Source organism: Arthrobacter sp. GW822-FHT05G07 (genome assembly GCF_058799755.1).
Genome location: NZ_JBXALT010000014.1, coordinates 36,154 through 62,308, shown reverse-complemented (window position 1 = coordinate 62,308; position 26,155 = coordinate 36,154). Strand labels below are relative to the sequence as shown.

The window sequence follows — 26,155 nt, the reverse complement described above, 5'->3', positions numbered from 1 at the left end:
CTGGAGCAGCGCGAAGGCACCCCTGTTGCCGATCCTGCCCGGGAACTCCATATTGCCTACCACGCGCTCAGCGACGCAGGCTGGATCCACCTTGCCTCAGCGGCCGGGATAACCGGTGGAGGGGACCACCACGGACACTGACGTCCGCGGGATCGATGGACCAATTGAGGGCTGTCGCGACCAGACCACGACGTATACCCGGGCAGTCCGGTGTTCACCGCAGTGGTATTAGCCGGCAGGATTCGACCTTGGCAACGGTGTGACCATGAGTGGTGGATGGCGGCTGCCGGGCAAGGACGGCGCCGATCAGAGGTCGGTTATTCCCACACCCATGTCGTCCAGGCAGGGTGAACGTTTTCCCGCGGGCTTTCCCATGGACCGCAGGCAGGTGCATTGGGGGCCTTTGACTGCCGGAAGGGCGATCCACACGAAGCGTTGCATGCGGTTGTAGTTGCCAAAGTCCAGGACTGCTCCGTCGAGCCGGTCAGCCAGTTCGTGGCTGACGGAGATTGCCAGCGTCCGGTGTGTCTCGGACGGGGAGTCCAGTGCACAGGGGATGTACTTCTTTGGCCGTGTCCGGGAAAAGTAGAGTCCTTGGACACGGCAGCCGCCCGGTCCTTGGTAGCAGTGCAGGGAGCCACCGAAAACCGCTATCATCTCCAAGGCATCGGCGGTGGCTTGGAAGTGCCCGTGTCCGGGCACTGTCACTGTTGTCCGCGCCCTTGCGGGGCCGGTATTCATGAATGGTCCTTTCGGGGTCAAGCAGGAACGTTGCGACGGCCGGGGTGGTGGGTCAGTTTTTCCAGGCCTGGCTGCGTAGGAGCCGCAGGCCGTTGAGGGCGACGATGACGGTGGAGCCTTCGTGTCCAGCGACGGCCAGCGGCAGCGGCAAGGTGGAGATCAGGTCCCACGTGACGAGAACCGTGATGAAGGTGGCCGCGATGGCGAGGTTCGCTATGACGAACCGGTGGGCCCGCTTTGAGATCGCGATCAATGAGGGCAGGGCTTCGAGCTCGTCGCGGACGATGATGGCATCGGCCGTTTCCAGGGCGAGGTCGGATCCGTGCCGTCCCATCGCGATGCCGGTGGTTGCGGCCGCGATGGCGGGGGCGTCGTTGACGCCGTCGCCGATCAGCAGGACCCGGTGGCCGTCCTGTTCCAGCCTGTGCACCGCCGCTGCTTTGTCAGCCGGCAGCAGGCGCGAGCGGACGTCGTCGATGCCGGTTTCGGCGGCGATCTGCGCGGCCGCGCGATGGTTGTCTCCGGTGAGCAGATGAACTGGATTGCCCGTTATCTGGCGGAGCCGTTCGATTGTGGCAGCTGCGGTCGGCCGGAGCCGGTCTGCCAAGGCGATCCGCCCCGCCGCGGTCCCGTCGATGATGACGTAAACGACGGTACCGGCCACGTTGTCATCGGCCTCCATGGCGGGCCGCTCCACCCGGACATGCTGGCCGTGGACCATGCCGGATACTCCTTGACCGGGGATGGCCTTGAACTCGGCTGCCGGCACCACGGTGTGGCTTTTTTCCCGTGCGTCCCGGAGGATGGCCCGGCCGAGCGGGTGCTCGCTGTACTGTTCGACGGCGGCCGCCAGCCCCAGGATCTGTGCGGGGTTGAGGGCGGCATCCAGGGAGTCAACGGAGGTGACTTTCGGGGTCCCCTCCGTGAGGGTTCCGGTCTTGTCGAAGGCGACGACGGTGGTGCGTCCGACCTGCTCCATCACGGTGGCGGATTTGACCAGGACGCCATGCCGTCCGGCGTTGGCGATGGCGGCAAGCAGCGGCGGCATGGTGGACAGGACGACGGCGCATGGGGAGGCAACGACCATGAAAGTGATGGCCCGCAGCAGGGCCGCCTCCAGGCCTTCGCCGAGGGACAGGGGCAGGAAAAACACCAACAGGGTCGCCACGATGACACCGACGGAGTAACGCTGTTCGACTTTTTCAATGAACAGCTGGGTCTTCGCCTTGGTGGCCGAGGCTTCCTCCACCAAGGCCACGATGCGGCTGACCACTGAGTCCTTGGCGGCCTTGGCTACCCGGACCGAGAGAACACCGCTGCCGTTGACGGTTCCGGAGAGCACCTCGTCGCCTTCGCGCCGGATGACCGGGACCGATTCCCCGGTCATCGCCGCCTGGTCGACCTCGCTGACTCCCCGGATGACGGTGCCGTCGGCGCCGATCCGTTCACCCGGGCGCACCAAAATCACGTCGCCGACCAGCAGGTCCGCGGTATCAACCTCTTCTTCGAGTCCGGTCCCGTCGAGGGGACGGGTGGCCCGCTCCGGGGCCAGGCCCAGCAGAGAACTGACGGAGTCAGCTGTCCGTTGGGTGACCAAGGCTTCCAGGGCACCCGAGGTTGCGAAGATGACGATCAGCAGGGCCCCGTCGAAAACCTGGCCGATAGCCGCAGCCGCGATCGCTGCGACGATCATCAGCACGTCCACGTCCAGGGTCTTCTCGCGCAGCGCCCGCAAACCCGACAAAGCCGGTTCCCAGCCTCCGGCCGCGTAGCAAGCCAAGTAGAAGCACCACCACACGACCGCCGGCGCCCCGGCTAGCTGCACGGCCCCGCCGACCAGAAAAAGCACCAAAGCAACCGTGGCCCACCGGACTTCGGGCAGCCGGGCCCCGGTACGGAAAACCGACGGAGGCTTGGGCAAAAGCCGGCCCTGGCCAGCAGCGGCCGGGGAGGTCAGTGTTTGGCTCACGAGCGCACCACCGCTTCCGCGGCCGGAGCCTCCGTGCGCGTCATGTCGATTCGGTGATGGACCGGCTCACCGCCCAGGGAATGCTCGGCCTGGAACACGGCGTCGGCAACGAGCTTTCGCGCGTGCTCGTTGGCAAGCCGGTAAAAGACCCGGGTCCCGTCCTGCCGGGCAGCCACGATCCTGCCCAGTCGGAGCTTCGCCAAATGCTGCGACACGGCCGTCGGGGACTTGCCGATGATGTCCGCGAGGTGGTTCACGGACATTTCTCCGTCCCGCAGGGCAAGGATGATCCGAACCCGCGTAGCGTCCGCGAGCATGGCAAACACCTCCACCGCGAGTTCGACGTACTGACTGCCCACATTCAGTCTGCAAGGATTCTTATCTTCACGCATATGAAGGTTATTCCATGGATTGCACCCCGCCCAGCTCGCGCTCCGCTGCTGCGCGCCCACTTGCCCCATCTCCCGGCTCCGGGTTTCAGTGATGCAGCTCAGGGCATGAATGGCCAATTCGCGTCGCTGATATGTTGCGGAATTGATCTTGACCGCGTGCTTGCCCCATGGCCCAGCCCCAGATTCCGGCCGTACCGCCCGCCCCTCCCCCAGCGCCCCTGAAGGAAGCGTCCAGTGCTCTTTTGGGCCCCGGGGCGGGCAGGGGACCATCCGCGCGTGTCGTCAGCACCATGGTTGCTGATGTCTCACCAGCTGAAGCGGCAGAAGTAGCGCCGCCGCGCGGCCGGGCGAGGCTCGGCGCCCGATGACCAAGGACTGTGGGGTGGAAAGAAGCAGGGCCGGGACTCGGGGGGGAGTTGACTACTATAGGTGCATAAAAGCGCACACATGCACCTAAGGAGTTCGGGCTGATGTTAACGGTTCTGCGGAATGTCACCTATCGGCGGCTGTTCGCCGCCCAGGTGGTGGCCCTTACCGGTACGGGACTTCTCACGGTGGCCCTCGGGCTGCTGGCATACGACCTGACCGGCCGCAACGCCGGGGCTGTGCTGGGCACTGCTCTGACGATCAAGATGCTGGCCTACGTCGGTCTCGCCCCGGTGATCAACGCATTGGTGGCGCGGCTGCCGAAAAAGCCGGTGCTGGTCGGGGCGGACCTGATCCGGGCGGCAATGGCATTGTGTTTGCCTTTCATCACGGAAACCTGGCAGATCTACGTGGTGATCTTCCTGTTGCAATCGGCTTCCGCGACCTTCACTCCGGCCTTCCAGTCACTGATCCCGACCATTTTGAAGGAGGAGCGGGACTACACACGCGCGTTGTCCCTTTCCAGGCTGGCCTATGACATGGAAGCCTTGGTCAGCCCGGCGGTCGCGGCGCTGTTGCTGACGATGATCAGTTATAGCAACCTGTTCCTGGGCACGGTTGCCGGTTTCGTGTTCTCGGCCTTCATGGTCACGATCACCTCGCTGCCCCGGCTTTCCGTCCCGGCCGGCCCGGCGACCTCCCTGTGGCACCGGACCACCCTGGGTGCACGGATCTTCTGGCGCGAACGGCGCCTGCGGTCCCTGTTGGCACTGAACCTGGTGGTAGCAGCCCCGACGGCGCTGGTCCTCGTCAACACCGTCGTCTACGTCCGAGACGTCCTGCGCAGGCCGGATACCGACATGGCTCTTGCCCTGGCCTGTTTCGGTGTGGGTTCTATGATCATCGCTTTGTCCGCGCCCCTGGTCCTGGACCGGTTCGGGGACCGGGCCGTGATGCTCACCGGTGCCGCCGTGATCCCAGCCGCGCTGGCCGGTGCCGCGCTCCTGCCCTTCCTTAAGATCGGCGGGGCGGGGTGGTGGCTGCTGTTGGTGCTCTGGTTCCTGCTCGGTGCCGCAAATTCCACGATCCTCACACCTTCCTCCCAACTGCTGCGCGATGCCTCCACCGAGGCGACCCGGCCGTACGTGTTCAGCGCGCAGTTCTCCCTTTCTCATGCCTGCTACATCCTCACCTACCCCTTGGCCGGTTGGATCGGTGCGGCCGCGGGATTGGGGTGGGCCGCGCTTGTCCTGACATTTATTGCGATGATAGGCAGTGCAGGTGCCTTCCTGTCCTGGCCGCGGCACACCGTCGCGGCATCCCCGGAGCAACCCACTGAGGAGCAGACCCTTGAGCAGCAGGCCCAGCAGCGCGTTGAACCCTAGCATTGTGCTGGGCACACTCTCCGGGGAACCGTCTCTGGCCCACCCCGTCACCCCGGACCCGGAGCTGCTCGAAACAGCCGCCAGGACGCTGCGGATGCTAGCCGAACCCACGCGGCTGCACCTGCTCTGGCAACTCTGCAACGGCCCCAAGACCGTCACCGAACTCACGGAACTGTCCGGGGCGCCGCGGACAGTGGTCAGCCAGCACCTGGCCAAACTCCGATTCAGCGGACTTGCGGACACCCGCAAGGACGGCCGCCATATCATCTATTCCCTCCATGACGGGCACCTGATTCGGCTTATCCGGGAAACCATCAACCACGCCGATCACCTGATGACCGGAGAACCGGTACACGACTGAGCCGTCCTGCTGACTCGAACCAAACTGCCCGGACAGGGCTGGTCACCGTGGAAGCACACAAGGTCCCTGTTTTGGTTGGGGATTCCTGCCACCAGCAATGCGACGCAGAATGTCGTGCCCGGAACCCAGGGTGAAGGGGAACGTGTCCGATTCGGTCAGGACCCTTGTTCTCTCCACCGGCAGGATCCGGCGGTCCGGGCCAAGCCGGTGGCCTGTTCGGGGCAGAGCTGGTTTACCAGAGCCCGGAGCTGGGCGGGGCGGAACGGTTTGGTCAGGTACGCGCTGGCGCCTGCTGCAATGCCGAGGAGTTCGTCCGCTGTTTCGGCGAACGCGGTAATCATGAGCAGAGGCGCGGAGGAGACGGTGCGCAGCTGCCGTGCCAATTCCCGGCCGTCTACGTCCGGCAGGCCTAAATCCAGAGTGATCAGCGCCAATTGACGCTCTGAGGCGGCCAGTAGCCCGGCGGTCCCGGTTTCTTCGGTGTGGACCTCGAAGCCCGCCGCGAGGAGGATGAGGCTGATCAATCCCTGAATATCGGCGTCGTCTTCGATGACCAGACATGCACCGCGTACGCTCATGCCGCCCCCCAGTTCTTCCGGCCATTCTAAGCCATGGCATCCCGCTCAGGCCCCCTTGAAAGGCAAGGTTTAAGGGCGCCGATATGGGCCATCCTGTAAGCGCGGCCTCGGCTCGTGATGGCACGGGCGTTGGCGATGGCGAATGTGGTCGACGCGGAGCAATATGTCAAACGCCCGGCGGGCTGATCCCCGGTTGTGGATGTGAAGGCGTTGCCTGCCATGGGAACCCGGTGCTCTGACTGGTTCCGGTACCCCCGGCGGGACCGGAAGGCGTCACCGTGGACAGCTGAGAGTTTTCTGTGATTGCCTTGGGCTGGGCCCGGGGCCGGAGTGCTGGCTCCTTGACAGGCAAGGGCCGGAGTGCTGGCTCCTTGACAGGCAAGGGCCGTAGGCTTGGCTGGTTGTTGCGCCCCTCGTTCATTTCTTCCGGCAGGATTTCATGGCTGCTTTGGTCCCCATCGATTCGTTCATTCCTTCACCGACCCTCAGCGCCGTGCATCTGGGGCCTCTGACCGTTCATTTCTACGCCGTATGTATCCTGGCTGGCATCATCCTCGCGGTCTGGCTTACGTCCCGACGCTGGCAGCAGCGTGGCGGGCAGGCGGGCCAAGTGCTGGACATCTGCCTCTGGGCCGTACCGGCAGGGATCATCGGTGGACGGATCTATCACGTCCTCACGGATCCGGAACTCTACTTTCTTCCCGACCGGAATCCGTGGGACGCGTTCGCCATCTGGGACGGCGGTTTGGGGATCTGGGGTGCCGTCGCACTTGGCTGCGTTGGAGCGTGGATCGGATGCCGCCGCTTGGGAGTGTCCTTCGTGGCGTTCCTGGACGCGGTATCCCCTGGCGTCCTCTTTGCACAGGCTCTGGGCCGGTGGGGGAACTGGTTCAACAACGAGCTCTACGGGGATCCGACAACGCTTCCGTGGAAACTTCAGATTCACCGCATGGACCCCGCGACCGCTGCTGCAGCAACGGATCCCTCCGGAGCGCCCATCGTGCTGGGGTACTTTCAACCAACGTTCCTCTATGAGTCGCTGTGGTGCCTGTTGGTCGGTTTGGTCATCTTGGCCGTTGATTCGCGCAAGAGGCTCGGTGCCGGAAGCGTGTTCGCTCTGTACGTGGCAGGCTACTCGGCAGGACGTTTCGCCTTCGAACTGATGCGTTCCGATTACGCCAACCTGATCCTGGGCCTGCGGGTGAACACCTGGGTCGCGGGCCTGCTGGTCCTGGCCGGCGCGGCAGCCTTCGCAAAGTTGTATCGGAGGGACCGATCAACGGCCAAACCCGGTGCTCACCGAACAGCCGGACCCGGCGGCGCAACGGGCTCCCGGAACCCGTTAGGTTCGGGGCCACCGGAGTCCCGCACCTAAAGCAGGGCACTGGCCGGAACGCCACCGGCCGAGCTATGTGGCTCTGTTTCGTTGTTTGTTCAGGGATTTCTCTCAGGTGGCTCTTATCCCTCCGGTGGGACACTCGGTCCTAACGGGAAGGAGAAGTCATGGACAGGGCAGTGAATTCACGGGTCCGGGCGCTGGGTGCGGTGCGGCGGTGGACAGTGACGGCCATGGTAGTGGCAGGACTGGCGACCGCCGGTATCGGAGCCGGGCTAAGTTCCGTGCAGACCTCCTCCGCGGCCGATGCGGTGAGGGGTCAACAAAGCCCGCCTGCACCCGTTGCACCGGCGGACCCTGGAGGGTCGTTCGGGAGCGTCCCACCGGCACGGAACGCTCCGGCCGGTACCCTCCCGCATACCACCACCAGGGCCTCCTAGCCATGGAATCGGTCCAGGCCACCTGGTTCCGCGCCCTCGGCACGACGGCCGGGGTCCATGCGACGGAGCCCGGAATCCTTGACGAAGCAGTGGACACGGCACAGCAGTGGCTTGAGCGGCTGGATCGGGCCGCCTCGCGGTTCCGCGTCGATTCGGAGCTTCAGGCGATCAACACCTGCTCGGCCCGTGAACCGGTAACAGTTTCCCTGAGCCCGCTGCTCGGTGAGGTCCTTGACGCTGCCCTTCTCACGGCGGCCCTGACCGGCGGGCTGGTGGATCCCACCATCGGGGCTGCCCTGCTCCATGCCGGTTACAACGATGATCTGGCCGTGGTCCAGAACCGGACCGGATGGACGATGGTTGGTGAGCCTGAACCGGCACCGGGCTGGCGACAGATCAGCTACACCCCCGAAACGAAGGTACTGGCCATTCCCGCCGGCACACTGCTGGACTTTGGATCCAGCGCCAAGGCCTATGCCGCCGACCGTATTGCGGGCCTGCTGGCAGGGACCCTGCCCGGTGGTTTCCTAATCGATTTGGGCGGGGATATTGCCGTAGCCGGCAGCGCCCCGGCGGGCGGCTGGCAGGTCGGGATCGAGGATGAAGGACGCCGAATCGGCCAGGTCATTACGCTCTTTAACCAGGCACTGGCGACCTCATCGACCCGACACAGGGCGTGGGCCAGCGGGTTCGGAACCGCGCACCACATCATCGACCCGCAGACAGGGGCTCCGGCGGAGCGGATCTGGGCCCAAGTGACCTGCCTGGGTGCGACCGCACTGGAAGCAAACGCAGCGTCCACCGCGGCGGTCATCATGGGTCTGGAAGCTCCGGCGGAGCGGATCTGGGCCCAAGTGACCTGCCTGGGTGCGACCGCACTGGAAGCAAACGCAGCGTCCACCGCGGCGGTCATCATGGGTCTGGAAGCTCCGACGTGGCTGCGCGCACACGGCATAGACGCCCGTTTGCACGGCATGGACGGCTCGACCGTGATCACCGGGAACTGGCCCTCGGACCATCATGTTTCCGGGGCCCGCTGATGCCTGCGCTCAGCGAAGCCTTCTGGTTCCTTTCCCGAGCCAGCGGGATCACCGCCTCAGTCTTGGTGACGGCGACCTTCATCCTCGGAGTGATGACTTCAGGCCGGCGCCGCCCTGAAGGTATCGGCAGCACCGTCGTGACCGGCGTTCACCGCAATCTGGCCTTGGGGCTGCCGCTCTTTCTGCTACTCCATGTCATCACCGCAGTGGCCGACGGCTACGTCGATATCGGATGGGCCGCAGTCCTCTTGCCCTTTACCGCCGGGTACGAGCGGGCGTGGATCGGGCTCGGCACCATCGCATTCGACCTTCTGTTGACCGTGACCCTGACCTCTGTGCTGCGCCATCGCCTACCGGAACGGTGGTGGAAGCCGGTCCATGCCCTGACCTATGTGCTGTGGCCGGCTGCGATCGTGCACGGCCTCATGATGGGCACCGGGAGCGCCTGGATCCTGGGAGCCGTGGGCCTGACATGCCTGGTCGCCGGGACGGCGGCCATCGCCTACCGGCTGATCAGCCGACAGCCCGACGAAACCCGCCGCAGCGCCATTGGGAGGCAACCATGGCGGTGAACCTGCGGACACTGGAAGCTGCCGGCCTGACAGGGCGCGGCGGTGCCGCGGTCAGCACGGCACTCAAAATCGATGCCGCACGGCAGAACAAGGCCGGACTGATCGTTAATGCCTGCGACGGGGAAATCGGTGCCCTGAAAGACGCACATGTTATCCGGCACCATCTGGCATGGGTCCGGTACGGGGCCGCTTTGACCGGCCTGAGGCGCGTGACCTACGCAGCCCACGCCGGAACAGAGACCGAGGAGCGCCTGCGGGCCGCCGGTATCCCCGTGCTGCCGGTACCGGCCCGGTATGTCGCCTCCGAGGCCAGCGCGCTGGTGTCGCTGCATCACGGTGGCCGCGCCCGCCCGATGACCAAACGCCAGCGCCTGATCGAGGGCGGACGCACCCCGGAAGGGAAAAGAACCCGACCCATGTTGGTCCTGAACGCCGAAACCGTGCTGCGGGTCGCCCAGATCGAGGTTTTCGGCCCCGCATGGTTCCGTTCCTTCGGCACACCGGCCGAGCCCGGCCCGCGACTGGTCGCCATCAACGGCGCGGTCCGTGCGCCAGGGGTCTACGAAACCGGAACCGGCCCGTCCCTCAGCCAGATCCTCGCGTTGGCCGGAGGCCCGCTCCCCGGCGTTCTTGCCATGAACATCGGCGGGCTCAGCGGCGCCTGGATCGACGCATCCCGGATCGACTCCCTGCACTACAGCACCACCTCCCTGGCCACAGCCGGCACCATCCCCGGGCCCGGGGTCATGCACCTGCTCGACCGCTCCCCTTGCCCGCTTGCCACCGTCGCGGACATGCTCGACTACGCTGCCGGGGAATCCGCCGGACAATGTGGGCCCTGCATGTTCGGACTCCCCGCAGCAGCCCAAGGCTTCGCTGAACTGGCCGCAGGCACCGGAGGACCGGGCGCTACAGCTGCCCTGCGGCAACAGCTGGGATTACTCACCGGCAGAGGGGCCTGCCACTTCCCTGACGGAATCGCCGCGTTCACCAGCTCCGCACTGGAGGTCTTCAACGATCACCTGAGCGCCCACACGGCAGGCTACTGCCCCGGCCAGAAGATTCGGGGCCGGCGATGATGATTCGTTTCCGCACCCCGGCTGTCCCGGAGCACCCGGTTCTGGCCGTAGACCGGGCCGCCTGCACCGGGCATGGCGTGTGCGCGACCTTGCTCCCGGAACACGTCACGCTCGATGGCTGGGGTTACCCGATCATGCACGGACCCGTCCACCCGGTCCACGCGGAACTGGCCTTGCGGTATTGCCCTGCACGGGCACTGTATTGGCGGAACAGGGACGCCTGAGGATCCTGACGCCGGCCCCGGAAGGCACCAGCCGTCAGGTCGTCGACCTTGCTCAGGGCGGCACAAGCCGCTGCCACACCGGCTGGTCTCCCGGCGTCCGTCGTACTCTATTTTCCCGCCCCGGAGACATCCGTGGCGGAGCGGCGCCGGCGCAGATGCCATAAAAGAAGGCCCGCAAGAACGATCACCGCCGTGACCAGCGCTGTTCCTTGACCGGCCAGCCGGGCAATGCTCTGGTAGGAGTTACCGGCCAGGAACCCCAGCATGACGGCACCGGCTCCCCAGACGAGCCCGCCAGCTGCATTGAAGGTCAGGAATCGCAGGTAGGGCATGCGCGCCATCCCGGCCAAGGCGGGCATCACGGCGCGAAAGAATGCCGTGAAGCGGCCAATGAACACTGCCGTCCCGCCCCTGCGCCGCAGCAGATCCTGGGCTTTGGTCACCTGCCGTTGCTTGCGGGCAACCATCCGAAGGCGCATGATTCCCGGGCCACAGAACCGTCCTACCTCGTAACCGACAGTATCGCCGGTGATTGCCGCAGCGACGACCAGAAAGATCACCAGGCTCAACGGAAGCCGCCCGTGGCTTGCCAGGACCCCGCCGAGAATAGCTGCTGTTTCCCCCGGGATCACGAAGCCCAGGAAGAAGGCGTCCTCGGCGAAGACCAGAGCGAAAATCAACAGCGCCGCCAGCACCGGGCTGATGTTCAGAATGCTGTCGACAAACTGGGACACCGCATGCCCCTTTCTCGTGATTTCCCCGGCTTGGTTCACACCCCGGGAAGGGTCTGATCTTCCCATTACATGGCTGCCCTGCTGCCGGTACACCCCGTTGCCCGCCGGCACCACCATTGTGAAGGTCCCCTATAGAGCTTTCCATCGCCAAGACGCTTCGCAGGCGGGACCCGATGCGCTACTGCCCTCGTGGACACAGCCGTGCACTACGGCCAGGTACAGCCGCGCCCGTCCGCTTCCGGGTTTGCTGGGGCTGTGTTCAGGCTCGGGGCTGTACGGGGTCGAGCGTGGCGGTAAGACTCTGCTCGTGGCTGTCCCGGATGAGGGTTACGATAACGGAGGCGCCGGCGGGTTGTTCGTGCAATGCCGCGGTAAGTTCGGCGGTGTCCTGGACCGGGTGGTTGTTGATTCCTGTGATGACGTCGTCCTTTCGGATGCCTGCTTTTTCTGCTGCGGAGCCGGTGGTGACGTCGGTGACCGCGGCACCACGGGAGAACCCGGAGCTCTTGGCCGCGGCGTCTGTGGTGGCTTTAATGCCGAGCTGACCATGGGTTGCCGTTCCGGAGGCGATGATCTCCTGGGCGATCCTCTTGGCAGCATTGATCGGGATGGCAAAGCCGATTCCGACGTTGCCTGCCTGGGTGCCGGTCTTGCCGGTGGAAGGGGATGCGATGGCGACGTTCACGCCGATGACCTCGCCCCGGGCGTTGACCAGGGCCCCGCCGGAGTTGCCCGGGTTGATGGCCGCGTCGGTTTGGATTACTTCCAGGGCGGGGTTGCCGGACGCTTGTGAGGGGCTTTTTGTGGAGTTTCCCGGGCCGGTTTGAGCGGGAGGCGGTGCCGCGTTGATGGTTCTGTTCAGGGCTGCGACGATTCCTTTCGTCACTGTCCCGGACAGGCCCAGCGGCGTTCCGATCGCGATGGCGGTGTCGCCGACATTGATTTGTGACGAGTCCGCCAAGACTGCCGGGGCCAGGGAGGACGCTTCGATGCGGATCACGGCGAGATCCGCGAGCGGGTCGGCGCCTACCAGTGTCCCGGTGTAGACGTGATTGTCGTTGCTGCGTACTTGGATGGCCGGGGTGCTTGTCGCGCCGTCCAGGCTGATCACATGCGCGTTCGTGAGAATGTCGCCCTTGGTGTCGAGGACGATCCCTGACCCGATGCCGCGGGTGGTCCCTGAGCTGACGGCGAGGGTGACGACGCTCGGTGTGGCTTTCCGGGCTGCCGTGGCGACGGTACCGCTGGTGCCGGTGTTGTTCACCACTACCCGTGATGTTCCCGGCGAGGCGGACACCCCGGCCGGGGCCGGGCCGTCCAACAGGGCGTCCGCGCCGGCTGCGACCGTGCCGCCGACGAGGGCGGCAATGACCAGGGAGGCGGCGAAGATGGGTGCGCCGCAACGCCGGTTCCTGCCGGCGGATCCGGGGGCCGGGGTAGTGGGTGGCCGAACGTTTGTGACCGGTGCCGGTGGCAGGGAAGGATCGGCGTGGGCGGCGTCATCCCACGGGATGGATCCTGGACCTGGGTACGCCCACGGGTCCTGGCCGTCGGGCCCTGGCTGAGCCGGATGAGACCCACGCCAACGTGGGCCAGCGGAATCTGGGGTGTGTGTCATCAAGTCCGTCCCTGTGAGCTGTGATGGGAGATTCTGCAATGGGAAGCGGGGTGCGACCCCGCCCAGTGAAGCCGGGCGGGGCCGGAATGGGCCACGGGCGTTGCCTCAGATTTTGGGCTGTTCATCCTCCGGAGGCCTGGCGCGGTTCATCAGGTGTTCCAGCAGTGCCGCTTCGGGCCGGTCGGGGTTTCGGGAGATACAGGCCTCCAGCTGTTTCCGGCTCCATTCGGTCCCGGCCGTGGTGTCGGCCAGGAGTTCATCGATAAGTTCGCGGGCCTGCTCCCGCAGTGTCTTTGCCGGGGCCCCGGGGTGGAGGAGGGAACCGGGGCTGGCCCGGCCCCGGTTCCCTCGCCCAAATCGTTCGGTTTCATCATTTCCCTGGCCTGGGGCTTTACTTGGTGCCTGGGGAGCTGGTGTCCGGTGTTTCGGCGGTCTCGGTTTCGGTAGTGTTTTCGGCACCCTTCTGGCCGTTCTCCTGCGCTTCGGCCGTTTCTGTGGCAAGGACGGTGGCGTTGCCGGCGTCGATCTTTACCTCATGCACGGCACCGGTGCTGTCTTTGACCGTCACTTCGTAGACCAGGGATCCGTTTTCGTCGCCGAGGTGGGAAGCGGTGGCAGTGGAGCCGGGCAGGGACGCCGCGGCGGCCGTTTCAGCGGCCTTTGCATCGATGGTTGCCAGGGCGGTCAGGTTCGCGGACTCTTGGGCGTCGGATTGCTCCCCTGCCGTTTCGGGGACGGTGATGGAGCCTTTGAGCTGTGGTTCCTGCTGGCCGCCGTCGGAGGTCTCACCATCGGCCGTGCTGCCGGTGGCCGGTGAGGTGACCGGAGGCGGTGGTGTGGTGCTGGCGTTGGCTGCTGAAAGCCCGACGACAGCGGTGCCGCCAACCAGTGCCAAGCCGGCAAGTGCGCCGATGAGGGTCTTGCGTTTGCGTGAGGTGTTGTCCATGACCGTGCCTTTCGAAGAGTATGTGTCAACGCCGCCCGGGTCCGGGTGGTTTCTTCGGCGCCTATAGCCAGTGTCGACCCCGGGCCCTTAGAGGACGCTGAGTAGTCCTGAGAGTTCCCGGCAGCACGAAAAATGCGGTGCAACAGAGAAGGAAGCGCGGCCGGTGCGGTAGGAGCGGCCGTGACGACAAGGCCCTACCGGCTCAGCGGGGGTCTGGTGCGTCACCGGCCCGCCATGCAGCCGCCGGTTGTTGTTCCGGCCGGGCCGGTCTTGTTTTGGTGAACCGGGTCTGTCCGTTATCGGCCGGTGCCGGACGGGGGGTCAAAGGACAAAGGCGAAGACGAGGCCGAGAATGGCGAGTGCTTCGGTCAGGGCAAGTCCGAGGAAGGCGATGGGTTGAAGGACTTTCTGTGCTTCGGGCTGGCGGGCCACGCCGTTGATATAGGCGGCGAACACGAGCCCGACGCCGATGCCGCCGCCGATGGCGGATAGGCCGTAGCCGACGAGGTTGAGGCTGCCTTTCATGGTTCTTCCTTTCAGTGCACGTTTCCGGAGGTGGGTTTAGCGGTTAGGGTGGCGGGCCGGGCCTTGTGTTCCCGGCCGGGTCCGTGCGCTGGTTTATACCGGGGTTGCCGGGTGGTGTGGTTGCGGCCCGGGAGGGTGTCCGGGGGTTCAGGGTCAGTCTGTTTTTTCTCCGGTGCCTTGGGCTTTGGTGGCTGTTCCTTGGACTGGGGCGTAGCCGCTGGCGGCGGCTTCGATGCTGATGTTCACTTCGTTGGTGGAGCTGCGGTAGAGGCTGTATTTGTTTTCCGGGTAGTGTCCGGGGCCGGTGCCGTTGTCGAAGTAGATGGTGGCGGCTTGCCCGGGGGTGAGGGTGAGGCCGTCAAGTTTCTGGTAGTAGGACTCCGTGGCGCCGGTGGTGGTGTCTTTCATGGTGTAGTAGACCTCCAGCCCGGTCATGGGGGTGGTGGTGGTGTTGGTGAGCGTGAATTGGAGCCGGTCTGCAACGGCTGCTTTGGTGCCGGGATCGATGTTGTTTTCGGCCATGGCGTCCGTGATGTTTAGCCCTGTTTTGGTTCCCGTGGCGGTGATGGGATTGGTGTCCACGGGCAGGACCGTGGGTGCGGAGCTGGTGGCCGAGGGCGCGGCTCCGGGCTGTGCCGGGCCGGTGAGGGTGGCCTGCATGATCAGGACAGCGGCCACCAGTACCGCGACGAAAGCTCCCAGGCTGAGGAGTGTTTTTTTCATGGTCAGGTGACCTTTCTGAGTAGGTTGGTCCGGGTGGCTGCGAGGAAGGATGTTGTCACTGCGGTGATGAAGCCGGCCATGAGCCAGAGGGTGTTGTTGAATGTCCCGTCCCAGATGACGTTGAAGGGCTGCCCGTTGTATTTGTCTTTGATGCCGAGCCAGGCGAAGAGCGGGCGTTCGAATTGTTTGGTCATGGAGGTTTGCTCAATGAGGTCCCGGGCTGTTTCGTATCTGCCGAAATTGGCCATGATGGCCTGTTCATGGGCCTTATCGACCTGCAGACTGGCGAACAGGCCCCCTGGGATTTGGTTGTCCGGGTCCATGGTGTCCCCGATCTGGGGGATCACGAGCACCACGACGAGCCAGATGACCAGTGCCAGGATCAGGCCGGAGGCAGGGGTCCGGGTCATCGCTGCGACGGCGAAGGCCAGCAACGACCACATGGTCAGGTACACGGCGGTATGGGCCGCAGCGACCCCAAGCCTGAGGAAGTCATCGTCTCGCAGGGGTGCGTTGGCCAGCAGCAGCAGGGCGGCCGTGATCACGGCGAAGAGGGCTGCGGTCACTGCTGTCCAGAGGATACCGACGGCCAGGATCTTGCCTCCGGTGAAGGTGTAGCGGCCCAGCGGACGGCTGAAGATCAGCTGCAGGGTCCCGTTGCCTTTTTCCTTCGCCACGAGCCCGTAGCCGAGGATCACGGCGAACAGGCTGCCGACGATCTCCAGATATTCCATGCCGCCCCGGAGCATTTGCAGGGGTGCCAGCTGCGGGGGCGCGGATCCGGCTGTCCCGCCGCTGCTGCGAAGCGCGGCCACGTAGTTGTTGTAGTCATCGATCTTGATCCGGAAGTCCGCTGCTGCGACCAGAACCGAGAGCAAGACAACGGCGGCGAGGAATACGATCAGGGACACGAGGGTGCGGCTTCGGGTGAGGTCTTTGAGTTCCTTCCCGCACAGAATCAGGGATTTAGGCATGGAGTTCGCTCCTGACCCGTTGCCGGTTCGTGGTTAGCAGCACCACACACGCCGCGGCGAGGACGATCGCGAGGATCAGCACCGGAGATGTTACGGATCCTGACGCCCCTTGGTCTTGAAGGATGATCGCGGCGGCGTGCTTGAACTGTTCACCCAATGCCAGTGGGGCGGTGAAGCCGCTGGTGACTGCGAAGAAGCCAGTAGGGGTGACAGCCGGCGCCGGGACCGGGTTCAACAGCGAGACCGGCAGCGCTGCGGTCCCGGCCAGAGGCAGGATGAAGATCACGATGCTCCAAAGCACGATAGGCCCCAGCAGCGCTGAGGTGGTGGAGGATGCGTGCAGACCGCTGAGCATCCCCAGAATGACGAACGGCATCAGGAAAAGCCATGCCAGGGCGTAAAGGCCCACGAGCCGAAGGGATCCATCCCAGCTCGGCACGGCGCCGGTGATGACGGCGAGGCCGGTGAAAGTGAGGACCGCGGCTGCCGCCAACAGGAGGGCGAACAACGCCGCGATACCGGTGAGTTTGGCTCCCAAGTAGGTGGCCGGGCGGATGTTGCGTGAGAGCACCAGATCGGCGGTGCGGGCCCGCCGGTCCCGGGTGGTGGACTGGACGCCGGTGATGATGGCCAGCAGTGCCCCGATAAGCATGATGTAGATGACGTTGTTCCGTGCGTAGTAGAGGGCCGGGAGCCCGTCGAAGGGGTTGTGCGCGGTGGTCAGACCCTGGGCGGCGACCTCCCGGTAGACCTCGCTCACGGTGGCCTTGGCGCTGGAGCCGATGAAGGCCGACGCTGCGGTCATGCCCAGGAACACCGCCAGGACGCCGCGGGGCAGCCGCTCACGTGAGGTTGCGGTGATTTCCTGGCGGAGCGTCACCGCCCAGATGCTCACGGCCGGGCTCCGGCTTCGATGCGCAAATAGATATCTTCCAGCGATTCCTGGTCCGGGAAGGCCTCCAGGGTCGCGGCCACGGAGTTGTGGTAGATCAGGCTGCCCGCGCTGAGGATGCCGATGCTGGTGCAGGTTTTGGTCACTTCGGCCAGCAGGTGGGTGTTCATGAAAATCGTGATCCCGAATTCCCGGTTCAGGGTGATGATGATCTCCCGCAGCTTCGCCACGCCTTGCGGATCAAGACCTGAGGTGGGTTCGTCCAGGAACAGAACCGAGGGGGTGTGCAGGATGGCTTGGGCGATCCCGGCGCGTTGCCGCATTCCCTTGGAAAATGTTCCCAGCCGTTCCCGTTCGTGCCCGGTGAACTCCACGGCCTCCAGCGCCGCTGCCACCATCTGCCGCGGCCGGTCAACACCTGAGAGCCCGGCGAAGAAGAGCAGGTTCTCCTCCAGGGTGAGGTTTCCGTAGAACTGCACGTTTTCGGGCAGGTACCCGATGTTCCGGCGGACCTGGGCTGCTTCTTTGTCGATGTCATATCCACAGATCCGCCCCGAACCCGAGGACGGCGGGAGGAGCGTTGTCAGGATGTTCACCGTCGTGGTTTTGCCGGCTCCGTTATGGCCCAGGAGACCGAAAATCTCGCCCTCGGGGACACGGAGAGTCAAGGGGTTCAGTGCGGTGTCCCTGCCGTACTTCTTGGTCAGCTGCGTGGTTTCGATTGCCATGTCCATGAAGCAACGGTAGGACCGGGCCCCTAAGAGCACCCTGAGAGAACGGCACGGCCAGGGCTCAGGGTGCTCCGGAGTCAAAGCGGCCCAAGGTGTGGGGGGCCGCCGCGAGATGTTCGCGCTCATCATCGATCAACCGTTCCTCACGGTGCAGTTCCTGCGGGAAGCCCTGCGGTATGACCGGATCGGCAGGGCCGGGAGCTATGCTTGCCGGCCCAGGGACCCCCTGCCGGGCCGGTACCGGCCCGGGCGCGGACACCGGGGCCGCGTACGGGGCCCGGTGATGGGGGTGTTCGGCCCCGGCGGCAGCCCCGATTCCAAGGGCCGAGATAATGGCCAGGGTCAACGCGGCGGTCAGAGCTGCACGGAACTTCTTCATACCCCCACCCTTTCGTAGCCTTGCTGAGAAAGGGCTGTGCTTGAGTTGTTCGAACGCTCCGGGTTGACCGATCCTAGGATCATGAACCAGGAAACCTCCGCACCCGCAGCATCCGGGGACACGACGCCCCGGAAACGGTGGGGTATCCGTAAACGCGCCACTGCGACGGCGATGGCCGTTGTTGCGGCGGCCCTGGCGGTGGGGGGCATTATTTTGCTCGTGTTGCTGCAAACTTCGTTGATTGCGGCCACGGAGAGCGCGGCTCGGCAGAAAGCCCAGGATGTGATCACCCAGATCGCTGATCAGGATGTCTCCGAAGCCGCCCAGTATATTGCCTCAACTGCCCATTCGGGCCAGATCGTTCAGATCCTGGACCCGGCCGGGAACGTCTTGGCCGCGTCCGTCCCGGCGGCAACGAAAAAACCGTTGACGGATCTGCGGCCCGGCGCCGGGCAAACCCTGACACGGGACGTCTCCAGCCTGCAAAGCATCGGTGATGAAGATGAATTTCTGATCATCGCCAGCGGCACGCAGGCCGGCACCGGAACCTATACCGTGCTGGTGGCGGCCACCGTGCAGGTTCAGGCGGACACCGTCGCGACGGTGGGGTGGTTCGTGCTTGGAGCCACCCCGGTGCTGCTGGCCGTTGTCGGTGCCGCCGTGTGGATGTTGGTGGGCCGGTCGCTGCGTCAGGTCGAGCGGATCCGCAGCCAGGTCGCGGCGATCAACGCCCAACGCCTGGACGGGCGCGTGGACGTGCCACTGACCGGGGACGAGATCCATGCCTTGGCGATGACGATGAACGAAATGCTTGAACGGCTCGAAGCCTCCGACCGTGAGCAGCGACGGTTCGTCTCCGATGCCAGCCACGAACTGCGCAGCCCCCTGGCGACGCTGGGCGCAGGGGTGGAAATCGCTGCCGCCGACCCCTCCGGGGAGACCTGGAACGGCATGAAGGATGTTCTGGCCGGGGAAACAGCCCGGATGCGTTACCTGGTTGAGGATCTGTTGACCCTGGCTAAAACCAATGACGGGACGTTCACGGTGAAGCCCACCGATGTTGACCTCGATGACGTGATGGACCAGGAGATCAGGAGGCTCCGTTCCACCAGCGGGCACCGGATTACCGCTCATGTGAGCCCTGCCCGGGTGAGCGGTGACGCCAGACGCCTGGGCCAGGTGGTACGCAACGTGCTGGATAACGCCGACCGCCACGCACGTTCCTGCATCACCATCGGGCTCACTGCCGGACCCGCCGGGCCCGTGCTCACCATCGACAATGACGGCCCGCCGATCCCCTTGCCGGAGCGGGAACGGGTCTTTGAGCGTTTTGTCCGGCTCGATGAAAGCCGCTCCAGGGAAAGCGGCGGCAGCGGACTGGGGCTGGCCATTGCCGCAGGAATCATGGCATCACATCACGGCACGGTCCGGGCCACCGAAACACCCGAGGGGAACTGCCGCTTCGAACTCAGATGGCCCCCGCAGCCGACGCTTCCGGACCCGAAACCACACACGCGTCCTGAAGCCCGATAGCCGCCGGAGAACACGGGTGCAGCAGCCCTTGAGCCGGGGTCTGGAAGCGGAACAGGAGAGAACCCAGGATAGGGTGTGCCTGTTCGGGAGCGTTCAGGTCCCCGACACGTTTGCTGTCCTGCCGGGCTGGTCTGCGCTGATCAGATACCCCATGCCCCGGACCGTGGTCAGGGTCTGCACACCGAAAGGCCCGTCAATCTTGCGTCGCAAATACCCTATGTAGACTTCCACGACGTTGTCGCCGCCCTCAAACGCGGGGTCCCAGACGTTGTCCAGAATTTCGGATTTCGACACCACCTGGTCGTGCCGGCGCATCAGGTACTGCAACAGCCCGTATTCCCGTGGGGTGAGCCCGATCAGTTCGCTGCCGCGCCGGACACTGCGGCTGACCGGGTCCAGGGTCAATGTTCCGAGTGTGAGCACCACCGGCCGTTCCGGGGCGCCGCGGCGCATGAGCGCCCGGATCCGGGCGACCAGGACGAGGAAGCTGAAGGGCTTGGTCAGGTAATCATCTGCGCCCAGATCGAAAGCGTCGGTCTGGTCGTATTCACCGTCTTTAGCCGTCAGCATCAGCACCGGGGTCCAGATCTTCCGTTCCCGGATTTCCTTGAGGACGTCATAGCCGTTTTTCAGCGGGAGCATCAGGTCCAGCAGGATCACGTCATAGGGGTTCTCGGTAGCTGCCCACAGCCCACTGACCCCGTCATGGGTGACATCGACGACGAAACCTTCGTTGGTCAGCCCGCGGCGGATGGTCTCAGCCAGCATCTTTTCGTCCTCTACCAGCAGGATTCGCATCTCTGGCTCCTTTCCCTGTTGCAAGGAAGTATCACGGACTCCACCTGAGCCAAACCTGAGGACCAGCCGGGAACGGTTCTCTCAGCATCTTCTCAGGACAGGGCCGTCATGGTGGAAGCAACACCCCTGTACACGTCTAAGAGTCTGGATCATGCCGTGGGCATTACTGCTTCCCCCCATCCGGGGACCTCCCTGGGACTACGGTCCTGGTGGTGGATCCCCGCAGGCATCGTTATTTACGCGGCCGCCATCGCCGCGGGGCTGACGGCCAAATCGTTCGGCCCCTTCACCCCGGAGCTCGGGCTCGACATCGCCTTGAGCCACGGCCGCAACGCGGCCCTGGTCGGGTTGAGCGAACTCATTAACTATGGGATCAGCCCGCCGGGCGCGATCATCCTGCTTTTGATGGTGTGTTCCTGGCTTTTGTGGGGCAAAGGCAGGCCCGTGCAGGCCATGGCGTTCGGGTCGGTCGTTGCCGTCGGATGGCTGAGTTCGACCGTGGGCAAAATCCTCGTCTCCCGCTCCCGGCCACCGGCCGAGGCTGTGACCGCCCTTGTTCCGGAAGCACGGCTCGACAGCTTTCCCTCCGGTCACACCGCCTTTGCCACGGCCCTGGCCCTGGCCTTTGTGATTGTCGTGGCACGCACCCGGGCCCAGAGGATCACCGCTATTGCCCTGGGCGCCGCTGGTGTGGTCCTGGTCGCTTTCTCCCGCCTCTACCTCGGGGTCCATTACCTCAGCGACGTGGCAGGGTCCGTGGCTGTGAGCACCGCAGCGATCCTGGCGTGGCTGCCTCTGTGGCACAATCTGATAGCACCGCGCCTTACCCGGACCGGGCTGATAAGGTCTCTGGAGCGCGGCCGGCCCCAGGATCCATAACCGGCGCTCCGGAGAGGAAAGCCCGTGACAACGCATCTGGAGAACCCGGAGGCAGTACCGCGACCGACGAGTCTTTGGCGCAGGGTCGTGGGAAACGCTGCCGCCGCGCCGGCCAGCATCGTGTGTGTGTTGCTCTTCTGGAGCGCAGGGGCAACGGTTGCCGGGTTCGGGGATGGGTCCCGGGTTCCGCTGGCCGCAACGGCCCGTTTCTTCCCGGACCACTGGTGGGTGTTGTTCAGCTCGGCCTTCTGGGCCCGGAACCTTGCAGGTTACCTGCTGGGCACCGTGCTGCTGCTGACGGTGGGGGTCCTGGTCGAACGACGCATCGGCAGCCGGCGGTTCGCAGCAGCTGCACTGACCGGTCAGGTGTTCGGAGTAGCTGCTGCGACCGGATTCGTAGCAGCCGCAGCAGGGGTGATGGGTGACTGGACCCGGCAGATGAGCGGGCACCTCTTCATGGGACCAACCGCGCTGGTCTGCGCGGCACTAATGGCCTCGACGGCGTCCATGACAACGCTGTGGCGGCGCCGGGTCCGGCTCGTGGTTTTTTCGCTGCTGGTGTTGCTGGCCCTTTACAATGGCGGTTTCGCCGACCTGGTACGGCTTTTCGCCGCGACCGCCGGCGCCCTCGTGGGGCCGGTCCTGTCCGGCCGGAAGCCCCGGACACCGCATCCGGTCAGCTCCCGGCACGAAGGCCGGGTGTTGATTTCCCTGCTGGTCCTCGTCACAGCCATCGGTCCCGTCGTTGCAGGCCTGGCCCCCCACGCCGTGGGGCCCTTGTCCGTGCTGCGGTTTCTGTTCACCAACATCCAGCCCGTTGACCCGCAGACCCTGCAAACCCTCTGCGCGGACCCGGCCCAGGCCAGAGACTGCGCCGCAGCCCAGCTGCAGCTACGGGCCGGGGCCGGTGGAACGTTCATGGCGGTCCTTCCCTCGTTCCTGCTGCTTCTGCTCGCCGATGGACTCCGTCGCGGCCGCCGCTTTGCATGGGCTGCGGCCCTGCTCATCCAAGCGGCACTCTCAGCCATGGCCCTGGCCACCATCATCGGCGTCCTGCAGCCCTCCGCCCCGGACACCGCCGCCACCGAGGGCCTTGCCGCCATGGACGCCGCCGTTTACGGCCATCCCCTCACCCTGGCCCTGCCCCTGCTGGTGCCGGTCCTGCTCTCGGTCCTCCTGCTGAGCCGCCGAAGACTCTTCCCCGTCCACGCCCCGCACGGCACCTACCCGCGCCTGGCGGCCCTGATCGCTGTGCTGGCACTCACCTTGGGATTGGTCTATCTCGGGGCCGGTCTGGCCATGGCCGGGGATTTCACCCCCGCACCCGGGTTGGGTGAACTTCTGGCCGACATCCCGGACCGCTTCCTGCCCCTTGGCTACATGTTCGACCTTTCGCCCGCGTTCGTTCCTCAAAGCACCGCAACGGTGGTTCTGTATGAAGGGGTCGGCATTGTTTTTTGGGCCATCACCGGAGCTGCCTTGCTCAGGACCTTCCTCCGCCCCGCCCACGACCGGCACAGCCGCGACGAAGACCAGGCACGGGCCATCATCAAATCCCACGAAGGCGGGTCGCTGTCCTGGATGACAACCTGGCCCGGCAACAACTACTGGTTCGCCGCCGCCGGCCAAAGCTTCATCGCCTACCGGGTCATCGGCGGCATCGCCCTGACCCTGGGACCCCCGATCGGACCCACCAGCGCACAGGAAGAGGCCTTTGACGAATTCACTGCCCATTGCGCCCTCAACGGCTGGAGCCCTTGCTTCTACTCCGTGCCACAGGAACTGAAGAATCACGCCGCAGCCAGAGGTTGGGCAAGCGTTCAGGTAGCCCAGGAAACCATCCTTGACCTCGAAACCCTGACCTTCAAAGGGAAGAAATTCCAAGGCATCCGCACCGCGATGAACAACGCAGCCAAGGCCGGGGTACGGGCCGAATGGACCAGCTACCCCGCAGCGCCCCTGCCGGTCCAGGCGCAGATCCAGGAAATCTCCGAAGAATGGGTCGCAGACAAAAAAATCCCCGAAATGGGCTTCACCCTTGGCAGCCTCGATGAACTCAACGACCCCGAGGTTCGCTGCCTGATCGCCATCGACAACGCTAAAAAAGTCCATGCCGTGACCTCATGGTTGCCCGTCTACCGCAATGGCATCGTCATCGGCTGGACCCTGGACTTCATCCGCCGGCGCACCACAGGCTTCCGGGCCAGCGCCGAATTCCTCATCGCCTCCGCAGCGATCACCCTCAAAGAGGAAGGCAGCGAATTCATCAGCCTCTCAGGGGCCCCGCTGGCACAACCACCACACAACGACGGCACCACCGACCCGCCACCGGCCCCGACCGGAGTGGACCGGCTCCTTGACCAGCTCGGCACCACCCTCGAACCCATCTACGGGTTCAGGTCACTGCTCGGCTTCAAAGCCAAATTCCAGCCCCGGTACGCGCCCCTGTACATGCTCTACCCCGATCCCGCAGCCTTGCCGGCCATCGGAAACGCTGTCACCCGTGCCTACCTGCCGGATGTGCGCTTCGGGCAAGGGCTCTCCCTCGCCCGGACCCTGCTCCGATCCGTACTGTCCAAGACGCGTAAATCCCCGAAAACCCCGCCACCATCGGTTGGGATCTCCGGAAAAGCAGCCACGCCCGGCCCCTCCGACCCCACCTCCAGGGACGCCACCCGGGCCGGCCGCCATGACGGAACCTGAGAGATCCACAGGAATCTCTCAGGAGCGCCGTCATAGCCTGTCCCCATGGACATCACACGAACCCTTTCCGCCCTCGGAGCCGGTAGCACCCGGACAGGACTACTCCCGGACTGGGCGGACCCCGCCGTCATTCTTCACCAGCCCGCCCTGGCACCCTGGCTCCTGGTCATCATCGGTGGTATCGTCTTCGCCGAATCCGGGCTGCTTGTTGGGTTCTTCCTGCCAGGGGATTCACTCCTGTTCACGGCGGGACTGCTGGTGGCAACGGGGACCCTGAACGTGAACATCCTGGTCCTGGGAATCATCGTATTCGTCTGCGCTTTCGCAGGAGATCAAACCGGGTACCTGATCGGAAAAAGAACAGGACCAGCCCTGTACAGAAAACCAGACGCGAAACTGTTCAAACAAGAACACCTCACCAAAGCCCGCCAGTTCTTCCTCCGCTACGGCGGACGCGCCGTCATCCTCGCCCGGTTCGTACCGGTCGTGCGGACCTTCACGCCCGTCATCGCCGGAGCAGCCAACATGAGCTACCGGACATTCATCCTCTTCAACGCCGTCGGCGCCCTCCTCTGGGGCATGGGAATGACCCTGCTCGGATTCTGGCTCGGCCAGTACGAATGGATCGGCAAAAACATTGACATCATCTTCATCGCCGTAGTGCTCCTATCGGTAATGCCAATGATCATCGAGGTTGTCAAAGCACGCCGCCGCCGTGCGTCGCAAGACACTGACATCAGCCACCCGTAGCGACCCACGAGTTGCCAGGAAACGTACCTGCCCACCCGAGATAACGAGCGGTCGACACTTCCGCGACGACCCAGGAATCTGCCCCTCGTTGGAAGGGATCATTCGGGCTCCGACAGGGATACACTTCGCCCATGCAGGCCCTTGTGCTCATAGCTCTCCCCCTCATGGCGGCAATACTGTGGGTTGGAGCCATTATGGTCATGCTTACCGGACTCGATCGCCAGCGACGGCGCGCGACCTTAAAGAAGGAGGCGACATCTCCGGCCCGGAAGGCGCCGGAACAGGAGCCGTGACCCCGCTGCCGGGGCCAGACAACAGGCGGCGGAACCTATGGCAAATACCAGCCCCCCACGTTCAGTCGGGAAAGTTCTGCTCGTAAACTCCCGGGCCGATCAGGCGTAAAGATCCGCGGGGCGTTGCTTCGCACCAACAAGGCCTGAACTTCCAACCGGGCGCGGACAACGGGCATGCGCCAGAAAGATCAAAATGATCTCCAAGGAAGACATTGACAACATCCTCAGTCACAAAGGCGATGTCCTCGGCTGCGACGGGGCCAGGATCGGCCGCATCCGACGCCTTTTCGTAGACGAGGTGACCGGGGAGCCCAGTTGGATTACCACCGGGGCCTGGCTTGACCCCTGGGAAATCTTTATCCCACTCCAGAGAGCGATCGTCACGGCCTTCAACGTTTTGGTGCCATACACCCGGGAAAAGGTCAGGAACGCGCCACGGGCAGAACCATTCGCATATCTGAGTCGCTGGAAAGAGGACCTGTTGTACGACTATTACGAGGCCCCCAGGCCGGGAACGCCAATGCTCCGCCCGTTTTCGTGAGGATCATCCTCGAACCTACCGAAAACGAAAAGCCAACACCTATAAGCCGCCGCTCATCATTTGGTTTCGACAGGGCCGCACTGGAACGTGACCGAACACTGATGAGTCCAGGCAGCTGTTCCAAGGAATCATTTCCGATGGACACGCCCGTGGCCTTGACGAGGTCCAGTAAAGCTACCGGGCGGCCGTTTTTGTGAGCCCGGACGGCGCGGCCCTGTTCTCTCGCCAGGGCAAGGATTTATCCCGCTACTTCCCCGAGCTGATAAAGGCAGCAGCGTCCCAAATTCCGCCCGGCAGTGTCCTTGATGGGGAGGCCGTGATCTGGGCAGGGGAGCGCCTAGACTTCGACGCCCTACAGAAACGCCTGGTCACTGGCATCAAGGCACTACCGACGCTTGCCAGGGAACGGCCGGCATCGTTCGTCGCGTTCGATCTTTTGGCCGTCGCCGGGCACGACATACGGGAAACACCCCTTGCCGGTCGCCGGGAACTCCTGGAACACCTTGCCGCTGACTGGGTGCCCCCGTTGAATCTCTCGCCCGTGACCAGGGACAGGGAACAAGCCCTTCAGTGGTTTGAAGAGATGCCAGCCGTAGGCGTCGAGGGCTTAATTTTCAATTCCCTGTTGAATTAGCGTGTTGATGCGGTTCAAG

Annotated in this window: 27 protein-coding genes and 1 pseudogene; 14 read left to right on the top strand and 14 right to left on the bottom strand. The window is 64.6% G+C overall.

Translation table 11 applies throughout. The features are described from left to right. Positions 1 to 306: 306 nt before the first annotated feature. From AC1RJY_RS21305 to AC1RJY_RS21295, 3 genes are read right to left on the bottom strand one after another with little or no spacing between them, the layout of a single operon-like run. Positions 307 to 741, bottom strand: coding sequence for a peptidase (locus AC1RJY_RS21305; RefSeq protein WP_498603344.1), 435 nt, complete (start codon positions 739 to 741; stop codon positions 307 to 309). 52 nt (positions 742 to 793) lie between these two features. Further along, positions 794 to 2,710, bottom strand: coding sequence for a heavy metal translocating P-type ATPase (locus AC1RJY_RS21300; protein WP_498603342.1), 1,917 nt, complete (start codon positions 2,708 to 2,710; stop codon positions 794 to 796). Then, positions 2,707 to 3,102 (bottom strand): ArsR/SmtB family transcription factor, encoded by a 396-nt coding sequence (locus AC1RJY_RS21295; RefSeq protein WP_498603341.1) that lies wholly within the window; start codon positions 3,100 to 3,102, stop codon positions 2,707 to 2,709. The genes AC1RJY_RS21300 and AC1RJY_RS21295 overlap by 4 nt, the downstream gene beginning before the upstream one ends. A gap of 470 nt (positions 3,103 to 3,572) precedes the next feature. On the opposite strand from AC1RJY_RS21295, the gene AC1RJY_RS21290 reads away from it, so the two are divergent. Then, positions 3,573 to 4,853: an MFS transporter gene (locus AC1RJY_RS21290; RefSeq protein ID WP_498603339.1), complete on the top strand. Its 1,281-nt coding sequence runs from the start codon at positions 3,573 to 3,575 to the stop codon at positions 4,851 to 4,853. After that, positions 4,819 to 5,214 (top strand): ArsR/SmtB family transcription factor, encoded by a 396-nt coding sequence (locus tag AC1RJY_RS21285; protein WP_498603338.1) that lies wholly within the window; start codon positions 4,819 to 4,821, stop codon positions 5,212 to 5,214. The genes AC1RJY_RS21290 and AC1RJY_RS21285 overlap by 35 nt, the downstream gene beginning before the upstream one ends. A 155-nt stretch (positions 5,215 to 5,369) precedes the next feature. On the opposite strand, the gene AC1RJY_RS21280 is transcribed toward AC1RJY_RS21285, so the two are convergent. Continuing rightward, positions 5,370 to 5,792 (bottom strand): response regulator transcription factor, encoded by a 423-nt coding sequence (locus AC1RJY_RS21280; RefSeq protein WP_498603336.1) that lies wholly within the window; start codon positions 5,790 to 5,792, stop codon positions 5,370 to 5,372. A gap of 439 nt (positions 5,793 to 6,231) precedes the next feature. Here AC1RJY_RS21280 and lgt point away from each other — a divergent pair, with 439 nt between their 5' ends. From lgt to AC1RJY_RS21250, 6 genes are all read left to right on the top strand, one after another. Next, entirely contained in the window at positions 6,232 to 7,167 is a 936-nt protein-coding gene (lgt, locus tag AC1RJY_RS21275; RefSeq protein ID WP_498603334.1) for a prolipoprotein diacylglyceryl transferase, read from the top strand. A gap of 128 nt (positions 7,168 to 7,295) precedes the next feature. Further along, positions 7,296 to 7,568 carry a hypothetical protein gene (locus tag AC1RJY_RS21270; RefSeq protein ID WP_498603331.1) on the top strand — a complete coding sequence of 91 codons (273 nt, stop codon included), beginning with the start codon at positions 7,296 to 7,298 and terminating at the stop codon, positions 7,566 to 7,568. A gap of 2 nt (positions 7,569 to 7,570) precedes the next feature. Further along, positions 7,571 to 8,608, top strand: coding sequence for an FAD:protein FMN transferase (locus tag AC1RJY_RS21265; RefSeq protein ID WP_498603329.1), 1,038 nt, complete (start codon positions 7,571 to 7,573; stop codon positions 8,606 to 8,608). After that, entirely contained in the window at positions 8,608 to 9,180 is a 573-nt protein-coding gene (locus AC1RJY_RS21260) for a ferric reductase-like transmembrane domain-containing protein (protein ID WP_498603326.1), read from the top strand. Before AC1RJY_RS21265 ends, AC1RJY_RS21260 begins: the two co-directional genes overlap by 1 nt. Continuing rightward, positions 9,171 to 10,259: an NADH-ubiquinone oxidoreductase-F iron-sulfur binding region domain-containing protein gene (locus tag AC1RJY_RS21255; RefSeq protein WP_498603324.1), complete on the top strand. Its 1,089-nt coding sequence runs from the start codon at positions 9,171 to 9,173 to the stop codon at positions 10,257 to 10,259. Before AC1RJY_RS21260 ends, AC1RJY_RS21255 begins: the two co-directional genes overlap by 10 nt. Next, on the top strand, positions 10,256 to 10,483 hold the full coding sequence (locus tag AC1RJY_RS21250; protein WP_498603320.1) for a ferredoxin: 228 nt from the start codon (positions 10,256 to 10,258) through the stop codon (positions 10,481 to 10,483). Before AC1RJY_RS21255 ends, AC1RJY_RS21250 begins: the two co-directional genes overlap by 4 nt. A gap of 107 nt (positions 10,484 to 10,590) precedes the next feature. On the opposite strand, the gene AC1RJY_RS21245 is transcribed toward AC1RJY_RS21250, so the two are convergent. From AC1RJY_RS21245 to AC1RJY_RS21205, 9 genes are all read right to left on the bottom strand, one after another. After that, a complete protein-coding gene (locus AC1RJY_RS21245; protein WP_498603317.1) occupies positions 10,591 to 11,217 on the bottom strand; it encodes a DedA family protein in 627 nt (208 codons plus the stop codon). A 259-nt stretch (positions 11,218 to 11,476) separates the two neighbouring features. Beyond that, positions 11,477 to 12,835 carry a S1C family serine protease gene (locus AC1RJY_RS21240; protein ID WP_498603315.1) on the bottom strand — a complete coding sequence of 453 codons (1,359 nt, stop codon included), beginning with the start codon at positions 12,833 to 12,835 and terminating at the stop codon, positions 11,477 to 11,479. Positions 12,836 to 13,226: 391 nt separating this feature from the next. Next, complete coding sequence (locus tag AC1RJY_RS21235) at positions 13,227 to 13,781, bottom strand: PepSY domain-containing protein (protein WP_498603313.1); 555 nt, start codon at positions 13,779 to 13,781, stop codon at positions 13,227 to 13,229. A gap of 321 nt (positions 13,782 to 14,102) precedes the next feature. Then, complete coding sequence (gene atpE / locus AC1RJY_RS21230) at positions 14,103 to 14,306, bottom strand: ATP synthase F0 subunit C (RefSeq protein ID WP_021471926.1); 204 nt, start codon at positions 14,304 to 14,306, stop codon at positions 14,103 to 14,105. 153 nt (positions 14,307 to 14,459) lie between these two features. Then, positions 14,460 to 15,029: a hypothetical protein gene (locus AC1RJY_RS21225; protein WP_498603311.1), complete on the bottom strand. Its 570-nt coding sequence runs from the start codon at positions 15,027 to 15,029 to the stop codon at positions 14,460 to 14,462. A 2-nt stretch (positions 15,030 to 15,031) separates the two neighbouring features. After that, a complete protein-coding gene (locus AC1RJY_RS21220; RefSeq protein WP_498603309.1) occupies positions 15,032 to 16,003 on the bottom strand; it encodes an ABC transporter permease in 972 nt (323 codons plus the stop codon). Continuing rightward, positions 15,996 to 16,898 (bottom strand): ABC transporter permease, encoded by a 903-nt coding sequence (locus AC1RJY_RS21215; protein WP_498603307.1) that lies wholly within the window; start codon positions 16,896 to 16,898, stop codon positions 15,996 to 15,998. Before AC1RJY_RS21215 ends, AC1RJY_RS21220 begins: the two co-directional genes overlap by 8 nt. Next, positions 16,895 to 17,629 carry an ABC transporter ATP-binding protein gene (locus tag AC1RJY_RS21210; RefSeq protein WP_498603305.1) on the bottom strand — a complete coding sequence of 245 codons (735 nt, stop codon included), beginning with the start codon at positions 17,627 to 17,629 and terminating at the stop codon, positions 16,895 to 16,897. Before AC1RJY_RS21210 ends, AC1RJY_RS21215 begins: the two co-directional genes overlap by 4 nt. A gap of 58 nt (positions 17,630 to 17,687) precedes the next feature. Further along, entirely contained in the window at positions 17,688 to 18,005 is a 318-nt protein-coding gene (locus AC1RJY_RS21205; protein WP_498603303.1) for a hypothetical protein, read from the bottom strand. 81 nt (positions 18,006 to 18,086) lie between these two features. Between AC1RJY_RS21205 and AC1RJY_RS21200 the strand changes: the two genes are divergently transcribed. Beyond that, entirely contained in the window at positions 18,087 to 19,538 is a 1,452-nt protein-coding gene (locus AC1RJY_RS21200; RefSeq protein WP_498603299.1) for a sensor histidine kinase, read from the top strand. Positions 19,539 to 19,631: 93 nt separating this feature from the next. Here AC1RJY_RS21200 and AC1RJY_RS21195 read toward each other — a convergent pair whose 3' ends face one another. Then, the gene (locus tag AC1RJY_RS21195; protein WP_498603296.1) at positions 19,632 to 20,336 is read right to left on the bottom strand and encodes a response regulator transcription factor; all 705 of its coding nucleotides are present in this window, start codon (positions 20,334 to 20,336) and stop codon (positions 19,632 to 19,634) included. 108 nt (positions 20,337 to 20,444) lie between these two features. On the opposite strand from AC1RJY_RS21195, the gene AC1RJY_RS21190 reads away from it, so the two are divergent. The 5 genes and pseudogenes from AC1RJY_RS21190 to AC1RJY_RS21170 all read left to right on the top strand — a co-directional run. After that, on the top strand, positions 20,445 to 21,215 hold the full coding sequence (locus tag AC1RJY_RS21190) for a phosphatase PAP2 family protein (protein ID WP_498603293.1): 771 nt from the start codon (positions 20,445 to 20,447) through the stop codon (positions 21,213 to 21,215). 24 nt (positions 21,216 to 21,239) lie between these two features. Then, positions 21,240 to 23,918, top strand: coding sequence for a phosphatidylglycerol lysyltransferase domain-containing protein (locus tag AC1RJY_RS21185; protein ID WP_498603290.1), 2,679 nt, complete (start codon positions 21,240 to 21,242; stop codon positions 23,916 to 23,918). 45 nt (positions 23,919 to 23,963) lie between these two features. Beyond that, entirely contained in the window at positions 23,964 to 24,668 is a 705-nt protein-coding gene (locus tag AC1RJY_RS21180) for a DedA family protein (RefSeq protein ID WP_498603287.1), read from the top strand. A 486-nt stretch (positions 24,669 to 25,154) separates the two neighbouring features. Beyond that, the gene (locus tag AC1RJY_RS21175) at positions 25,155 to 25,502 is read left to right on the top strand and encodes a PRC-barrel domain-containing protein (protein WP_498603284.1); all 348 of its coding nucleotides are present in this window, start codon (positions 25,155 to 25,157) and stop codon (positions 25,500 to 25,502) included. 190 nt (positions 25,503 to 25,692) lie between these two features. Beyond that, positions 25,693 to 26,136 (top strand): annotated as a pseudogene (locus tag AC1RJY_RS21170) (ATP-dependent DNA ligase); the annotation flags it as partial. Between the last annotated feature and the right edge of the window lie 19 nt (positions 26,137 to 26,155).

What these genes read in the sequence shown, in the direction of transcription:
- AC1RJY_RS21305 (WP_498603344.1), bottom strand. Translation starts at nt 741, where the DNA reads ATGAATACCGGCCCCGCAAGGGCGCGGACAACAGTGACAGTGCCCGGA.
- AC1RJY_RS21295 (WP_498603341.1), bottom strand. Translation starts at nt 3,102, where the DNA reads ATGCGTGAAGATAAGAATCCTTGCAGACTGAATGTGGGCAGTCAGTAC.
- AC1RJY_RS21290 (WP_498603339.1), top strand. Translation starts at nt 3,573, where the DNA reads ATGTTAACGGTTCTGCGGAATGTCACCTATCGGCGGCTGTTCGCCGCC.
- AC1RJY_RS21280 (WP_498603336.1), bottom strand. Translation starts at nt 5,792, where the DNA reads ATGAGCGTACGCGGTGCATGTCTGGTCATCGAAGACGACGCCGATATT.
- lgt (WP_498603334.1), top strand. Translation starts at nt 6,232, where the DNA reads ATGGCTGCTTTGGTCCCCATCGATTCGTTCATTCCTTCACCGACCCTC.
- AC1RJY_RS21270 (WP_498603331.1), top strand. Translation starts at nt 7,296, where the DNA reads ATGGACAGGGCAGTGAATTCACGGGTCCGGGCGCTGGGTGCGGTGCGG.
- AC1RJY_RS21265 (WP_498603329.1), top strand. Translation starts at nt 7,571, where the DNA reads ATGGAATCGGTCCAGGCCACCTGGTTCCGCGCCCTCGGCACGACGGCC.
- AC1RJY_RS21260 (WP_498603326.1), top strand. Translation starts at nt 8,608, where the DNA reads ATGCCTGCGCTCAGCGAAGCCTTCTGGTTCCTTTCCCGAGCCAGCGGG.
- AC1RJY_RS21255 (WP_498603324.1), top strand. Translation starts at nt 9,171, where the DNA reads ATGGCGGTGAACCTGCGGACACTGGAAGCTGCCGGCCTGACAGGGCGC.
- AC1RJY_RS21250 (WP_498603320.1), top strand. Translation starts at nt 10,256, where the DNA reads ATGATGATTCGTTTCCGCACCCCGGCTGTCCCGGAGCACCCGGTTCTG.
- AC1RJY_RS21240 (WP_498603315.1), bottom strand. Translation starts at nt 12,835, where the DNA reads ATGACACACACCCCAGATTCCGCTGGCCCACGTTGGCGTGGGTCTCAT.
- AC1RJY_RS21235 (WP_498603313.1), bottom strand. Translation starts at nt 13,781, where the DNA reads ATGGACAACACCTCACGCAAACGCAAGACCCTCATCGGCGCACTTGCC.
- atpE (WP_021471926.1), bottom strand. Translation starts at nt 14,306, where the DNA reads ATGAAAGGCAGCCTCAACCTCGTCGGCTACGGCCTATCCGCCATCGGC.
- AC1RJY_RS21225 (WP_498603311.1), bottom strand. Translation starts at nt 15,029, where the DNA reads ATGAAAAAAACACTCCTCAGCCTGGGAGCTTTCGTCGCGGTACTGGTG.
- AC1RJY_RS21220 (WP_498603309.1), bottom strand. Translation starts at nt 16,003, where the DNA reads ATGCCTAAATCCCTGATTCTGTGCGGGAAGGAACTCAAAGACCTCACC.
- AC1RJY_RS21210 (WP_498603305.1), bottom strand. Translation starts at nt 17,629, where the DNA reads ATGGACATGGCAATCGAAACCACGCAGCTGACCAAGAAGTACGGCAGG.
- AC1RJY_RS21205 (WP_498603303.1), bottom strand. Translation starts at nt 18,005, where the DNA reads ATGAAGAAGTTCCGTGCAGCTCTGACCGCCGCGTTGACCCTGGCCATT.
- AC1RJY_RS21200 (WP_498603299.1), top strand. Translation starts at nt 18,087, where the DNA reads ATGAACCAGGAAACCTCCGCACCCGCAGCATCCGGGGACACGACGCCC.
- AC1RJY_RS21195 (WP_498603296.1), bottom strand. Translation starts at nt 20,336, where the DNA reads ATGCGAATCCTGCTGGTAGAGGACGAAAAGATGCTGGCTGAGACCATC.
- AC1RJY_RS21190 (WP_498603293.1), top strand. Translation starts at nt 20,445, where the DNA reads ATGGTGGAAGCAACACCCCTGTACACGTCTAAGAGTCTGGATCATGCC.
- AC1RJY_RS21180 (WP_498603287.1), top strand. Translation starts at nt 23,964, where the DNA reads ATGGACATCACACGAACCCTTTCCGCCCTCGGAGCCGGTAGCACCCGG.
- AC1RJY_RS21175 (WP_498603284.1), top strand. Translation starts at nt 25,155, where the DNA reads ATGATCTCCAAGGAAGACATTGACAACATCCTCAGTCACAAAGGCGAT.